Source organism: Jannaschia seohaensis (assembly GCF_900116765.1).
Classification (GTDB): Bacteria; Pseudomonadota; Alphaproteobacteria; order Rhodobacterales; family Rhodobacteraceae; genus Jannaschia; species Jannaschia seohaensis.
In genome coordinates this window covers 117996-131609 of record NZ_UETC01000008.1, presented here as the reverse complement: position 1 = coordinate 131609, position 13614 = coordinate 117996, and the positions used below count along the sequence as shown (strand labels likewise).

General features: G+C 68.0%; 14 protein-coding genes. 6 read left to right on the top strand and 8 right to left on the bottom strand.

From position 1 onward, the window contains the following. The first annotated feature begins 46 nt into the window (after nt 1-46). Nucleotides 47-460 (top strand): RrF2 family transcriptional regulator, encoded by a 414-nt coding sequence (locus DTQ71_RS16045; protein WP_109565314.1) that lies wholly within the window; start codon nt 47-49, stop codon nt 458-460. Here DTQ71_RS16045 and DTQ71_RS16040 read toward each other — a convergent pair. Then, nucleotides 439-831, bottom strand: a complete 393-nt coding sequence (locus tag DTQ71_RS16040) for a hypothetical protein (RefSeq protein WP_109565313.1) — start codon at nt 829-831, stop codon at nt 439-441. The genes DTQ71_RS16045 and DTQ71_RS16040 overlap by 22 nt on opposite strands. Then, nucleotides 815-1438, bottom strand: a complete 624-nt coding sequence (locus tag DTQ71_RS16035) for a TetR/AcrR family transcriptional regulator (RefSeq protein WP_109565312.1) — start codon at nt 1436-1438, stop codon at nt 815-817. The genes DTQ71_RS16040 and DTQ71_RS16035 overlap by 17 nt, the downstream gene beginning before the upstream one ends. 96 nt (nt 1439-1534) lie before the next feature. Between DTQ71_RS16035 and DTQ71_RS16030 the strand changes: the two genes are divergently transcribed. The 5 genes from DTQ71_RS16030 to DTQ71_RS16010 all read left to right on the top strand — a co-directional run bounded on the left by DTQ71_RS16030 (nt 1535) and on the right by DTQ71_RS16010 (nt 7592). Then, nucleotides 1535-2032: a cytochrome b gene (locus DTQ71_RS16030; RefSeq protein ID WP_109565311.1), complete on the top strand. Its 498-nt coding sequence runs from the start codon at nt 1535-1537 to the stop codon at nt 2030-2032. Nucleotides 2033-2037: 5 nt separating this feature from the next. Then, entirely contained in the window at nt 2038-3336 is a 1299-nt protein-coding gene (locus DTQ71_RS16025) for an efflux RND transporter periplasmic adaptor subunit (protein WP_109565310.1), read from the top strand. Continuing rightward, a complete protein-coding gene (locus tag DTQ71_RS16020; RefSeq protein WP_109565309.1) occupies nt 3333-6413 on the top strand; it encodes an efflux RND transporter permease subunit in 3081 nt (1026 codons plus the stop codon). The genes DTQ71_RS16025 and DTQ71_RS16020 overlap by 4 nt, the downstream gene beginning before the upstream one ends. Before the next feature lie 256 nt (nt 6414-6669). Beyond that, complete coding sequence (locus DTQ71_RS16015) at nt 6670-6942, top strand: hypothetical protein (protein WP_109565308.1); 273 nt, start codon at nt 6670-6672, stop codon at nt 6940-6942. Nucleotides 6943-7037: 95 nt separating this feature from the next. After that, complete coding sequence (locus tag DTQ71_RS16010) at nt 7038-7592, top strand: DUF3489 domain-containing protein (protein ID WP_109565307.1); 555 nt, start codon at nt 7038-7040, stop codon at nt 7590-7592. A gap of 83 nt (nt 7593-7675) precedes the next feature. Here DTQ71_RS16010 and DTQ71_RS16005 read toward each other — a convergent pair whose 3' ends face one another. The 6 genes from DTQ71_RS16005 to DTQ71_RS15980 form a co-directional block, all read right to left on the bottom strand. Next, nucleotides 7676-8182 (bottom strand): GNAT family N-acetyltransferase, encoded by a 507-nt coding sequence (locus DTQ71_RS16005; RefSeq protein WP_245947595.1) that lies wholly within the window; start codon nt 8180-8182, stop codon nt 7676-7678. Continuing rightward, nucleotides 8179-8442 (bottom strand): YjhX family toxin, encoded by a 264-nt coding sequence (locus DTQ71_RS16000; protein WP_109565305.1) that lies wholly within the window; start codon nt 8440-8442, stop codon nt 8179-8181. The genes DTQ71_RS16005 and DTQ71_RS16000 overlap by 4 nt, the downstream gene beginning before the upstream one ends. Nucleotides 8443-8681: 239 nt before the next feature. Beyond that, the gene (locus tag DTQ71_RS24950) at nt 8682-8816 is read right to left on the bottom strand and encodes a DUF7220 family protein (protein ID WP_425452106.1); all 135 of its coding nucleotides are present in this window, start codon (nt 8814-8816) and stop codon (nt 8682-8684) included. Between the two features lie 452 nt (nt 8817-9268). Further along, the gene (locus DTQ71_RS15990; protein ID WP_407066410.1) at nt 9269-9460 is read right to left on the bottom strand and encodes a hypothetical protein; all 192 of its coding nucleotides are present in this window, start codon (nt 9458-9460) and stop codon (nt 9269-9271) included. 14 nt (nt 9461-9474) lie between these two features. Continuing rightward, nucleotides 9475-10002: a hypothetical protein gene (locus DTQ71_RS15985; protein WP_109565303.1), complete on the bottom strand. Its 528-nt coding sequence runs from the start codon at nt 10000-10002 to the stop codon at nt 9475-9477. Next, nucleotides 9999-13493, bottom strand: coding sequence for a toprim domain-containing protein (locus DTQ71_RS15980; RefSeq protein WP_109565302.1), 3495 nt, complete (start codon nt 13491-13493; stop codon nt 9999-10001). The genes DTQ71_RS15985 and DTQ71_RS15980 overlap by 4 nt, the downstream gene beginning before the upstream one ends. Nucleotides 13494-13614: the final 121 nt, after the last annotated feature.

Genomic DNA, 13614 nt, shown 5'->3' with positions numbered 1-13614 from the left:
AGACCAAAGTAATACGCATTGTAAATGTCAAATCAGGAGCGCGACCATGCGCCTCACGTCCTTCACAGATTACGGGCTTCGCGTGCTGATGCGCATGGCGGGCACGCCTGACCGCGCCTTCACGGCTGCCGACCTAGCGGCCGAGTTCCAGATCTCGCGCAACCATCTGGCCAAGGTGATCTCGGCGCTTGCCGCGGCAGGTCTTCTGGAAACCCGGCGCGGCGGCGGGGGCGGGGCGATGCTGGCTCGCGCGCCTGCGGACATCCGTTTGGGCGATGTGGTGGCGATCCTCGAGACCGATCAGGCGCTGGTGGAGTGCTTTGCCGCCGGGGTCAACGCCTGCACCCTGACCCCGCATTGCCGGTTGAAGGCGCGGCTGGCCCATGCCGAGGCGGCCTTCATCGACGACCTTAACCGCAGCACTCTGGCCGATTGCGTCTATCGACCGGAAGGCGCCTGACGGGTCAGCAGTTGCCGGGCCACCAGCGCGATCGCGCCCCAGACCGCGCTGCGCAGGGCCATGGCGTAAACGGTGCGCATCTCGAAGGCTCCACCCTGGGCGACATGCAGACCGAAGGCCACAAAGACCAGCAGCGTTGCGGCAAAGATCGCGAGAGACAGAGGATAGGCCCATCGCCGCCCCTGCCACAGGCTCAGGCCCGCCACGACATAGGCAAGTCCAGCCAGTGTGTTGAACCACAAGACGAACAGGACGACCGCCCCCATCTCGAGCGCACCAAGCAGCGTGGTGCCGCCTGAAACAACCGTCAAAAGGCCGAAGGCAATCGCAACTCCACCCGTAATGCGCAGCAGTCTATCCTGTTTTTTCATCGCACACGTCCTCCTGAGCGTTTAGCAGCGCCAACTGCACGTCGAACAATCGCAACCCCTCTTGCGGGAGCGAAAAGCCCCGCGCGCCAAGCGTCCAGCGGATGGCAACACCCTGTACCAGCGATGTCAGCAGGATGGCGACATCCTCCGGGCTGACGTCGCGTTTCAGGTCGCCCGCAGCCTGAAGATCACCGATCACGGCAACAAGGCGGCCCTGAAACGCGCCCAGAAGCCCCCGGAACACGTCGCGCAGGCCTTGATTGTCCACCTGCAACTCGCGCGAGAAGAGGATCGACGGCAGCGCAGGCGTCGCGGATATGGCCGTCAGTTGCGCACCGATCAGCGCCTTCAAGCGCGCGTGCGGCTCGCTCGACCCGACCTCGGCTGCGGCCCAATCACGCTGCAACCGGTCCGCTATATCCTCAGCCACCGCCAACCAGAGCGCGCCCTTGGTGGGGAAATGCCGGAAGATCGCAGGCTGACTGAGGCCTATGGCGCGCGCGACATCTGTGGTGCTGAGCCGGTCGGGTCCGATTTCATCGGCCAGTCGCAGAACCTCGGCCACGATCTGCGCCTTTCGCTCTTCCGCGCTTTGACGGCCCGACATGTATCACCTCTTGTTAGTTATAACTCACTAACATATACTGTTGACAACCGCAACCTCTATCCCGAGTCGCCCGCCCGGACCGAAAGGACCCCCGCCATGCCTGCCACAACCGCCCCCACCGGCTATTCCCGCCTGCAGATCGCGCTGCATTGGCTCGTCTTCGCGCTGATCGCGCAGCAATATATCTTCAAGGATGCGATGTCGGCTGCCTGGGACCGCATCACCGACGGGCTGGAGGCCGGGTTCGACCCGCTCGTGCTGGCCCATGTGGCGGGCGGCGCGCTGGTGATGATCTTCGCGCTATGGCGGTTGACCCTGCGCGCCCGGCGCGGCGTGCCCCCGGCGATCGAGGCCAGCAAAGTGCAAGGCATTCTCGCGAAGCTCACCCATGTCGGGCTTTACGCGCTGATGATCCTGATGCCGCTCAGCGGATCCGTCGCGTGGTTCGGCGGGGTCGAGGCCGCAGCGCAGGGGCACAATGTGTTGAAGATTGTCCTGCTGGCATTGGTCGCCCTGCATGTGGTCGGCGCGCTCTACCATCAGTTCGTGTTGCGTGATGGCACACTGGCGCGGATGCGCCGGGCACAGGGCTGAACCCGATGCGCCTCGCTCCCCACCTTGCCTTGCCACCCATCGCGCTCGGCATCGCTGCGGCGGTCTGGATGATCGCCTCGGCCCCCGGACCGGCCCAGATCGACGGGGGGGCGCCCGCGCTGCCCGTCCGGGTGATGACAGTCGCGGCGGAGGATATCCGCCCGACCGCCACGGCTTGGGGCAACTTGCGGGCTGCCGACACCTGGGTCGCCGTGGCCGAGGTGCAGGGCGAGGTGATCTGGCGCCACCCCGACCTCGAACGCGGCCGCTTGATCCCCGAGGGCACCGAAGTGCTGCGGATCGACCCCGCTGATTATGAACTAACCTTGGCGCAATCGCGGGCCGATCTGGCGGCGCTGGAGGCCGAGAGCGCGCAACTGAGCGCCGAAGCGGCCAACACGGGCCGCATCCTCGAACTGGAACGCGCCCGGCTGGCGCTGGCCGAGGCCGATCTGACGCGCACCCGGACCTTGGCCCAACAGGGCACCGTCCCGCAATCGCGCGCCGACGAGGCCGAGCGCGCCACTCTTCTGGCCCGCCGCACGGTCGCGGAACTGGAGAACTCCCTCGCCCTGATCCCATCCCGCGAGGCGCGGATCACCGCCCAGACCGCGCGGACACAAGCCGCCATCGACCGCGCGCGCCGCTCGCTTGACCGCACCATGCTGATCACCCCATTCGCTTTGCGCGTGACCGAGGTCAGCGCAGAGCGCTTCCAGACCATAGCCCCAGGCCAGGTCGTGATCCGCGGCGACGGGATCGCGGCGGCCGAGGTCGTGGCGCATCTGCCGATCGACAGCTTTCGACGCCTGATCGGAGTTGCGATAGAGGACATGACCCTCGCCGACATGATGCGCGATGGCCCGTCCGCGCTGATCGAGGTGACGCTCAGCCCGTTGTCGGACCCGACGCAGATCTGGACTGCCCGTGTGGACCGTATCGAGGGCGCGCTGGATGCCCGCGCACGCACTATACCGGTCGTAGTCATTGTTGATGATCCCTATGAGGGCGCGGCCCCGCCCCGACGTCTGCCACTGGTGCCCAACACACAGGTGCAGATCGCCTTTTCGGGTGCTTCCATGTCAGGCCTCATCGCGATCCCCGAGGCGGCCTTGCATGGCGGCATGGTGCGTATCCTTGGCCCCGATGACCTGCTGGAATTGCGCCCCGTCACCGCCGCCTTCGCGCAAGAGGGCCGCGTTGTCATTACAGACGGCTTGTCCCCCGGCGACCGCGTGGTGATCGACGACATTGCGCCGGCCATCCCCGGCATGGCCCTGACGCCTGTCGAGGCCGCGCAATGATCCGCTGGTTCACCGGCCACCCGACGGCGGGCAACCTCCTGCTGCTCCTGTTTCTCGCCGCCGGTGCCTTTGCCGCGCCGGGCCTGTTGCGCGAAACATTCCCCGATTTCCGCGCCGTCGAGGCAGAGATCACCGTGCCATATCGCGGTGCTGCCGCCGAGGATGTGGAGGCCGCGATCTGCGCGCCGCTCTGGGACGCGGTGCAAGGTGTCGAGGGGCTGGAAACCTTCGCTTGCACCGCCCAGACCGGACGCGCGCGTGCCGTGGCGACCATGGCGCCCGGCAATGACGCGCTGCGCTTCGTCAATTCGCTGCGGACCGAGGTTTCGGCCATCGACACTTTCCCCGACCGGGCCGATCCTGCCGTAGTGCGCGAATTGCACCGCTCCGATCCCGTGACCTCGGTCGCCGTCTCGGGCGACCTGCCACTGGGCGAGCTGGACCGCTACGCCGACGCGCTGTCGGACCGACTGACCGCCCTGCCGGGCGTCGCGGGTGTGACGCGCGGCGGCCTCGGCACCCGGACGCTCTCCATCACCGCCACGCGCGCCGTGCTCGACAGCCACGGGCTTACCCCCGCCGCCCTCGCCGCCGCCCTCGCCGCGCAGAACATCGACCTGCCTGCAGGCACGCTCGAGGGGCCTGGCGCGGACCTGACCCTGCGCTTCACCGCCGAGCGCGACACGGCCACCGCGCTTGCCACGATCCCCGTGCTGGTGCTGCCGAACGGCGCGACCCTGACGCTGGGCGACGTGGCGGCGATCGAGGAACGCTTCGAGCCGCCACAGGACCGCGCCTTTGTCGATGGCACCCCCGCGATCGTGCTCGACGTGTCCAAGGCGCTGGATGCCGACGCGCTCCGGGTGCTTGACGGCGTTGCATCGCTGGTGGCCGAAGAAACCGCACGCCTGCCCGACACGATCACGGTCGAGGTGGTGCAGGACGTGACATCGATCATCCGCGACCGGCTGGTGATGCTGGTGCAGAACGGCGTGATCGGCCTTGTTCTGGTGGTCGCAGTCATGAGCCTGTTTTTCCGGCCCGGGTTCGCGATCTGGGCCGCGATGGGCCTGCCCGTGGCCTTCGCCGGGGCCTTTGTCTGGATGGCACTGACCGGGCTCAGCCTGAACATGATGACGCTGGTGGCACTGTTGATGGCGATCGGGATCGTGATGGACGACTCCATCGTGATCGCGGATTCCATCGCTGTGCATGCTGCCAAGGGTGCGACGGTGGAAAACGTGGCGGCAGGCGTTGCCGCAGTTGCGCCTGGCGTGATTTCGTCCTTCCTGACTACGCTGGCCGTGTTCCTGCCCCTGGCCTTTCTAGCGGGCGAGTTGGGCGCGGTGCTGGAGGTTCTGCCGGTCGTGCTGCTGGCAGCGCTCGCCGCGTCGCTGATCGAGGCCTTCCTGATCCTGCCCCATCACCTGAAGGGTGGGATGAAAAAAACCACCCCATCGCGCTTCCGGGTCCGCTTCGATGCAGGCTTCGATGCCCTGCGCGAGCGCGGCATTGGCCGTCTGGCCGACGCTGCTATCCGCTGGCGGTGGTTGGTCGCGGGGCTGGCCATCGGGGCCTTGATCCTGACCGTAGGTGCCCTGGGCGGCGGTGTGGTCAAGCGCGAGGCGATGCCTGAGATCGACGGCGACGTGCTGGAGGCGCGGCTGATGCTGCCCGCAGGCACCCCGCTGGCGCGCACGGGCCAAGCCGTCGCCCAGGTCGAGGCGGCGCTGGACCGCGTGAATGCCCGCATGACGCCGGAACAGCCCGAGGCACAACCGCTTGTCATCCGCCGTATCACGCGAATGGGCCGCAACCTCTCGGCGGGCGAAACCGGCGCCCATGTCGCCACCGTCGCCGTGGATCTGATGGGCGCCGAGACACGCACCAGCACGCTGGACGAGATCGTTACCCTCTGGCGCGAAGAAATCGGGCCACTGCCGGGCGTCGCCTCGCTGATCCTGACCGAACCGGGCATCGGGCCGCAGGGCATCGCCGTGGAACTGCGCCTGACCCACCCCGACCTCGCCACGCTGGAGGCAGCGGGCCGCGCCACGCTGGCAGAGTTGGAAACCTACGCCGGTGTGCGCAACGCGATCCTCGACCTGCGTCCGGGTGCGCCCGAGTTGCGACTGAGCCTCTCGCCGGGCGCCGAGGCCTTGGGACTGACCGCCACGGATGTGGCAGGCCAGCTCCGGGCTGCCTTCCTTGGAACGCAGCTTTCCGAAATCCGGCGTGGCGATCTGGCCTGGGATCTTGAGGTGCGGCTGGCCGATGGTGACCGTGCCACCCGCGCTGACCTGAACGTCTTCGAGATCGCCCTGCCTGATGGCGGCACCGTGCCGCTCTCCAGCATCGCGGAAGTGATCGAGGCGCGCGGCTGGGGCAGCATCACGCGGCGCAACGGTTTGCGCACGCTGACTGTCGCAGCCGATGTGGACGGTCGCATCGGCAATGCCGACGCAATCACCGCACGGCTGGCTGAGAGTTTCTTGCCCGCTCTGGTGGCCAGCACCCCGGGCCTCACCTTCGAGATCGGCGGGCAGGCCGCGAATTCGGCGGAAACCGTCGCCTCGATCCTGCGCGGCTTCCTGATCGGGCTCGTGGGCATTTACCTCGTCCTCAGCTTCCAGTTCCGCAGCTATGTCGAACCGCTGATCGTGATGATCACCATCCCGCTGGCGTTTCTGGGTATGATCTGGGGTCATGTGTTGATGGGCTACAACATATCGATGCCGTCGCTCGTTGGGGCAGCGTCCCTCGCGGGCATCGTGGTGAACAACGCGATCCTGCTGGTCGGCGTCATCAACGCCCAGCGCGCCGAAGGGCTTTCCGCTGCCATTGCCGCCGGTGAGGCCGTACGGTCGCGTTTCCGCCCGATCTTCGTCTCGGTCTCGACCACCATCATGGGGATGGCACCGCTGCTACTGGAGACCTCAACCCAAGCCCAGACCCTCAAGCCGCTGGTGATCTCGGTCGTCTTCGGGCTCCTGGCGGCAACGGTTCTGATCCTGTTGGTGCTGCCCGCATTCTATGCAGCGCTCGAGGATATACGCGGCAGCCGGCGCGCGGGCTGATCAAGCAGTCGGGCCCCAATCAGCAGAAGCGACTGATCCACACACTTATTCCCCACATCGCATCACAAGGTCTGCGCGCGAAGAACCATCCCCCGTGCGAGGGACCGGCGCGCTCGGCGCAGGATCGCTCGCTCATGCCCTGCATAGACGGCTCCGATTATCATTCAGTTTCATGTGCTTATCGAGTTGATACGCCTCGCCAGCGGAGCGAACGTCACTCCAACGAAGCGATGCAACTCACTACGGAGCCACCACGATGACGACCCGCCTGAACCCGATCACCACCCCGCGCCACGAACTCCGCGCCGAGAAGGCCCGGCGGAACAAGGAAGCGGCACTCGCCGCCTTCATTGGCAAGAAGGCCGAGATCGACGAGATGCTCGCCCGTCTGCAGGCGCTCAGCGACGACCATTTCAACTGCCACCCCGACGAGGTGGGCTGGGCCATGGTCGGCACCCTCGAACACTACGCCAGCCTGCTGAAGCGCATCACCGACAGCGCCTTCGGCGAGGGCGAACACGCCCGCTGATCTCTGGCACCGCCGGAACTCCCGCCGCGCGCCCTGCGCGGCTCGGGGTCGTAGAAGGCGCCGCATGACGCGGGCCCGAATACGGAGACGAACCCATGACCAAGCTTTCCGATACCCAAGCCATCATCCTCAGCTCTGCCGCACAGCGCGAGGACCGCATCGCCCTGCCGCTGCCCGAGAGCCTGCGCGGGGGCGCTGCCGCCAAGGTGGTCGGCGCGATGCTCGCCAAGGGCTTCCTCGAAGAGGTCGACGCCGACATGCGCAACGGCCAAGCGATCTGGCGCGAGACCGGCGACGGCCACGGCGTCACGCTGGTCGCCACCGACGCAGGACTCGCCGCCATCGGGATCGAGCCCGAAGACGCGAACCCCGCGCTTGCGGGCGCGACGGAAGCGCAGAGCAGCGCGCCGGCAACAGAGGACACCGACCAGCCAAAGCCCGTCACCATTCGCGCCGGCACCAAGCAGGCGCAGATCATCGCGCTGCTGCAGCGGCCCGAGGGGGCGTCCATCACCGAGATTGTCGAGGCGACGTCGTGGCAACCGCACACCGCGAGGGGAATGATTTCAGGGGCGCTTAAGAAAAAGCTGGGGCTCCAGATCACGTCTGCGGCGGAGGAAGGTCGGGGAACAGTTCATCGGATCGGGTGACCGTCGAAAGGCACCTGAAGCGGACAGCAGTCTGCAAGCGGGATTGCCCGGGCCGCACCGTCGATGTGCGGCCCGGGCTTTCGTCAGGCCTTTTGCTCGAGGCCGAATGCGGGATGGTGGATCAGCTCGCCTTGAGGTTCGCTGCCATCGAACGGCAGGGCCTGCACGAACCGGGCCGGGACGTCACCCAACCGCAGGCCCGGAAAGGCCGTGAACCCGAACCGCCCATAGTAGCCGGGATCGCCGACAAGGGCCGCCTCCTTGTAACCTGCGCGCAACCGCAGGATCGCTTCAGCGATGAGGGCGCTGCCGATCCCTTCGCCGTGTCGCGATGGCAGGACGGCGACGGGACCGATCAGGCCCCAGCCGGTCACGTCCCCGATCTGGGCATCCGAGGCGGCCAGATAGCCGACGACCTCGCCCCCGTCCTCGGCCACGAGCGACAGGCTCAGGGCATTGTCTGCCCTCAGCCTGTCGACAATGTCGGCCTCCGCTCCGCTGGATTGCGGCAGCAGCTTCATGGCTTCGGTCACAACGCTACGGATCGCGGAGGCATCCCTGTCGATTTCATCACGGATCAACATCATCATGCTCCCTGATTGTCGGGTTGTGCCCGGACGGAAAGGCGTCCGCGTTTCGAGATGTGATAGGGGCTGCCGCACCGGGATTCGATCAGCCGCTTGCGCTTGAGCTTGTTGAAGATGGTCATGTCCAGGTCGGACAGGATCATCCCTTCGCGCGTGACGCAGATGACGGAGGTGATCTTGGGACCGCTCTCCCGCTCGTGCAGGATACGGCCACCAAGGGCCAGAACGTGCAGCGCACGTTGTTCGTTTCTTGAGATTTTCATGGAAGTCTCTTGTGATAGACGTGAAAAAAGGCCCCGCGCAAATGCGCCTGGCTGCTGCGGTTTCACGTGGCTCTCTGAAACTCAGAGAGCCCTATCACACAAGCTCTGACATCCAGTCTCCGTTTTCCGGGCTGCGCACTCTGTCGCCGCCCGACCGTCGGGATAGACCATGCGGAGCGCGTTCTCAACCCAGCAGAGCAGCGCGCATGCAACCGTCCGCAGTGTGATGCAAAGCTGTTTCACCTCAACGCGCGCCGATGGCCTCGAACAGCCTGCGCAGGGCGTAGCCCCCCGATCAGGGAGATCACGGTGAAGATCCCGCCCAGCGGCAGATTTTGGCCATGGCTTGGGTGCAATCCGAACCATGGGAACACGATGATCTGCGGCGACCACCGCGAGCGCGTGGCCAATCGCGAGACTGATCATGGCCTCGATCAGCGACACGCCGCGCGACTGCATCGTGCGCACTTTCTCGATCCGCTCGCGAGCTTGCAGTCTTCCCGCAGCGTCATGGGCGTGTGGTTTCCGATATTGTGTTGGAGGCTGGCCGGATTCCGGACGCCGCATGCCGCGCTGGATTCCAAGCGGAGTCCAGCGGTCTCCGGGGCATCCGGCCCAATGGCCAGCGTTTGTTGGTCTTTTTCATCCTCTGCCGGACTCCGGATTCCGGGGTGGCTTCCCAAAAAATCGGCCCTGTCGCTGGCGATATTGCGCGCTGCGCCCTCCCGTATACGTAAGTGCCCGGAAAGGAACCAGAAACTCCCCGGGCAGGCCATGGACCCTAGATGGACCCCGGCGCGGATTCCGGGGTCCACCGGGAAGCCGGTCACGGGTCGGGGGCGTTGGGCTCTCCAGGCCGAGGGCCATAGAGCCTATCCCCGAGCTGCCGGACCAGTTCCTTCTCGGGCCAGCTGAGGCGCTCGTCGTCGACAGAGACGGCCAGTACACCCTGATCGCGCCAGCCGTCGCGCTTCACGCGGTCCGGATCGCGCCGCTCGCCGCCGTAGCCTTTCGGCATGAACCGCATCCCGCTCATGCGCCGGGCCCCTTGCCGCCTTTCGCCATGGCCTGACGGACCTGTTCGGCCCGGCGACGATCCCGGTCGTTGTCGAGGTCGATCCGGCTGAGGCCAGTCTCGCGATCGACATGGCTGCCTTCGCCGTGGCGCGCCCAGGCGATCAGGGTGTTGGCGATCTTGCCCTGCATCTGCAGCACGGCGCTCTGCGTCGAGGTTGCGATCAGGGGTGCGAGGTATCTCGAGAGGAATGGAAGCCAGTCGGCCGGGTTCAGGATGACGACCTGCTCGACGAGCCCGAGGGGGTCCTCGATCAGAACGAGGATGCCGTTCATCTCGCTCGGCCAGAAGCGGATTTCGAGGCCGGTGCTGGCCGTGCAGTCCTCCGTCAGCAGCGTGTATTCGCAATCGAGCACACGCTCGAGGGCACAATGCCAATCGATGCGCTCCGTCTGGCTGAGGCTTTGGGCCTCGCGATACCAGTCGGGCAGTTCCGTGTCGTGGAAGCGGCCGGCGTCATAGACACGCATCCTGTCGAACATCATGCGTCTATCTCCTCTGTGGGTTCGGGGTGAACGGATGGCCATGGAGCGTCGGGTTTCGCGGCGTCCAGCTGGGCGGACAGCGCGTCGAGCGCAGCACGGCGCGCGGCGAGCACGGCCTGCATGCTGGCGGTCAGGCGGGATGCGAGAGCGTCGAGCCGCGCGACGTCGGCGGGATCCGGCACGCTGGCGTCGGCGCCTGCGACGTGCCGCATCTCGAAGCTGGCGAGCGGCCCGAGGCGGTTGGTGAGCCAGGCTTCCGGATCGGGGATGCGGGAGAGATCGACGCGGGCGGACCGGAGACGATGGCCGGCCCCCTCCGGGCGATAGGTCACCTCCGGGGAGGATGGGGACATTCTGCTATTATAGAGGTCTCTATAATAGTCATTTGTCCCCTTCCTCTGGCCGTCCTTCTTCGCGGCCTCGCGGGTCGGCCAGAGCTCTGGAAAGCAGGCGGCCATGTCGGCGGCGTTCTCGAGCACGATGCCGGTCAGCGCCATCAGGTCGCGCCGGGTCGGGCGGAGGTCGGCCCACGGCAGCAGCGCATCGACAGTCACCGGCAGGACCACGTCCGTGAGCAGGTCGATCTCGAGCGGCGTGGCGGCGCTGCGGTTGACCCCGCGCCCGCGGCCCATCGCCTGGATGAGCTCGCCCTCGCAGATGCACCAGCGCACGGCCTCGGCGATCGGATCGGCGTGTTCCTCCATCGCCAGCGGCGCGGTCCGGTCGTCCGCGAGCCGGACACGGCGTTCGACCATCGGATACCACCAGCCCGCGTCCTCCGGGTTCGGCGCTGGCACGCGGCCGGTCAGCGCCGTGGCGATCAGTTCGACCGTGCGGGGCGCGGGCAGCGTGCGGCCGAGGACCACCATGCCGCCGATCCCGCCCCAGCGGTCGAGCCCGCTCAGGGCGTTGAAATGCACCGCCTCGACCCGGGGCGGCAGCCCGGCCGACCTGAGCGCATCGACGGCGGCCTTCTGGCCCACCACCAGGAGATCGATGGCCTGGCCGGGGCGATGGCATTGCCGGGCCCGGAGGTCGATCCAGGCGCGGAGGTCGCGCAGCCGGATCGCGGCAGCCTTGCGGTCCCGCTCGGGCGCATCGGCGGCCGAGGGCGTCATGGCGCGGGCCGAGGTCGGGCTGCCGGTCACCTGGCGGACGCGGACATGTGGCTGGCGCGCGGCGACAGGCGTGCCGATGTCGATCCGCGGCAGGTAGGTCTGGACGAGTTCCGGCCGCAGCGTCGCGTCGAGATGCAGGATCGGCGCCTGCGCCGCCCAGCCGGTCCGCATCTGGCTGCGCCAGCGCAGGCGGAGGGCGCGGACCGAACCGGCCTCGGTCATGTCGTGCACGAGCTCGGCGCCGGCGGCGTCGTGGCCGTTCTCCAGCGCCTCGGCGAGGATCAGCCAGAGCGTGGCGCAACGACCTGGCGGCGCCCATGGCTCGCCTGCTGGCGGCAGGACAGCCTCGATGCGCTTGCGCCGCTCCACCGGCGACATGCCGGGACGGAGGCCCGCGTCGCGCATCCGGCGGCGCTCGAGCGTCGCGGCATGGCGGCAGTCCTCCGGGGTGAGGCCGACGGCCTCCAGCAGCCCGAGGCGCAGCGGACCCGGCTCCGTGACCCGCAGCGCCTTGCACAGCCGCTCGCGGGCCGCGATCAGGTCGGCCGTGGCGCTGACATCCATCTTCCCCTTGCCGGTGTAGCAGGTGAGCGATGTGCGGCCGGGCTCCAGCCCATCCTGTGTCAGCGTCGCCTTGCCGTCGAGACCGCGCAGCCCGGACTGCCAGAAGGCCTCGTCGATGACGAGGAGCCCAACCTCGCCGATGGCCTGCGGCTTCATGTGGAAGAGGCTGTCATGGGCGCAGACGATGACCTGCGCCGCCTGCGCCAGCGGCTTCTGGCGCTGGTAGCCGCAGTCGTGGAACCAGGGGCAGAGAAGCAGCTCCGCCCCGTTCTTCACCTTGCAGCAGCTCTGTTCGACCGGGTGCTCGATCTCCAGCGCGTCGAAGGTGGCCTCCGTGTCGAGACACATGAGCCGGTCGGGATTGTCGTCGGTAGGATCGGGCGCGGTGCGGCCCTTCCAGAGCATGGCACTCAGACCCAACGCCTCGAAGGCCGTGACCTGTTCAGCGCCAAGATCGTGGCGCGGGACGGCATAGACGACCTTGCGGTTGCCGAGCCCGCCCGAGCCGATCAACTCGGCGATGGCAGCCCGCGCGCTCGAGGTCTTGCCGAGACCCACATCGACCGGCAGGCCGAGCAGCGGCGGCAGCGCCGCCCGCGCCACGATGTTGAAGTCCAGCGGATCGCGATTGGCGTCTGTACTTTTGGCCTCCTCCTGCGCCGCCTCGACGGCGGCCCAGTAGTCCGGGATCGCGGCCATGAAGCGGGCGATGGCGTCGGCCAGGCTCGCGCGGGCCTCGTCGGGCGAGAGGGTCGGCGCGGGATAGGTTGGCGGTGGCGGCGGGATCCGGGCCGCACCGGCGACGAGCGCGGCAACGGCCTCCGGCCCCTCGGCGCAGAACAGATCGTTGGCGTCGCCGGGGCTCTCCGGCACCGCCAGACGGCCGTCGACCGCGAGCGCGACCTTGCGGGCGGCCTCGACGCCGGGATTGCTGTCGCGGTCGGGCTTCGCGTCGTTGTCGGCGACGAGGACGAGGTCGGCCGCCGGAAAGCGCGCCCGCAGCGCCTCGGCCACCGGCATCAGGTTGCCCGCGTCCATCGCCGCGATCACGGTATGGCCCGTGGCGATGTGCAGGCTCGCGCCGGTCGCCCAACCCTCGCAGATCAGGACGGGGCCTGCGGGCTCCGCGAGTGGCGCGGGGTCGAAGCCCACCAACGCGAAGTGACCCTTCTTGGCCCCACCGGCGAGGTAGCGCTTTGCCCCGTCGGGCGCGATCGTCTCGAGACTGTGGATCCGGCCGTCGATGTCCTGCAGCGGCACGACCAGGCGGTGCCTCGCGTCCATGCGCAGGGCGAGCGGCGCTGTCTGCTTGGCGACCAGATAGGGATGGTCCTCCGGGGCAGGACGCGCGGCGGCCCAGATCCGGGTGGCACGCGCGGCGGCGTCATCCGTCCGGGTTGGCGCAGGCGCGGCATGGTCGTCAGGACTGGTTTCTGGGTTTGCCGTGACCGGTGCCGAATGCGGCTCACCCGCATCGTTCGCCGGCTTGGTCCGTCGTGCCGGGCGCTGGCGCACCGGGCGGTGACGAGCGCCCATGCCAATCCGGTCGGCAATCCAGTCGGTCGCGTCCTCCCGGGCCATGCCAAGGTCGCGGCCGACAAGGTCGGAGAACCAGCCGCCCCGGCCTTCCTCGTGGTCGAACCACATCCCCGCCCGCGCGCCGCCGACGACGACCGAGAGGCTGCCCTTGCGGCCCCAGCGCCATTCCTGGCCAGCGCGGAAGGTCGGCTTGCCCAGAAGCTCCACCGCGAGCTCCGGCACCCGCGCGCGCAATTCGGCATCGAAGGCCCGCCAGTCCCGCCCGCTCATCGCCGCCCCCCCGGAACGGCCGCATCCCGACCGGTCGGCCGGAGGGCCGAGGCGGCAGGGCGCAGGAGGTGGCGGAGACGAGCGGACACGGGGGCTGGGGAACCGGATTAGGGCGTTGTTG

Coding starts and splice junctions, on each gene's coding strand:
- DTQ71_RS16045 (WP_109565314.1), top strand. CDS start 47: ATGCGCCTCACGTCCTTCACAGATTACGGGCTTCGCGTGCTGATGCGC.
- DTQ71_RS16040 (WP_109565313.1), bottom strand. CDS start 831: ATGAAAAAACAGGATAGACTGCTGCGCATTACGGGTGGAGTTGCGATT.
- DTQ71_RS16035 (WP_109565312.1), bottom strand. CDS start 1,438: ATGTCGGGCCGTCAAAGCGCGGAAGAGCGAAAGGCGCAGATCGTGGCC.
- DTQ71_RS16030 (WP_109565311.1), top strand. CDS start 1,535: ATGCCTGCCACAACCGCCCCCACCGGCTATTCCCGCCTGCAGATCGCG.
- DTQ71_RS16025 (WP_109565310.1), top strand. CDS start 2,038: ATGCGCCTCGCTCCCCACCTTGCCTTGCCACCCATCGCGCTCGGCATC.
- DTQ71_RS16020 (WP_109565309.1), top strand. CDS start 3,333: ATGATCCGCTGGTTCACCGGCCACCCGACGGCGGGCAACCTCCTGCTG.
- DTQ71_RS16015 (WP_109565308.1), top strand. CDS start 6,670: ATGACGACCCGCCTGAACCCGATCACCACCCCGCGCCACGAACTCCGC.
- DTQ71_RS16010 (WP_109565307.1), top strand. CDS start 7,038: ATGACCAAGCTTTCCGATACCCAAGCCATCATCCTCAGCTCTGCCGCA.
- DTQ71_RS16005 (WP_245947595.1), bottom strand. CDS start 8,182: ATGATGATGTTGATCCGTGATGAAATCGACAGGGATGCCTCCGCGATC.
- DTQ71_RS16000 (WP_109565305.1), bottom strand. CDS start 8,442: ATGAAAATCTCAAGAAACGAACAACGTGCGCTGCACGTTCTGGCCCTT.
- DTQ71_RS15990 (WP_407066410.1), bottom strand. CDS start 9,460: ATGCCGAAAGGCTACGGCGGCGAGCGGCGCGATCCGGACCGCGTGAAG.
- DTQ71_RS15985 (WP_109565303.1), bottom strand. CDS start 10,002: ATGATGTTCGACAGGATGCGTGTCTATGACGCCGGCCGCTTCCACGAC.
- DTQ71_RS15980 (WP_109565302.1), bottom strand. CDS start 13,493: ATGAGCGGGCGGGACTGGCGGGCCTTCGATGCCGAATTGCGCGCGCGG.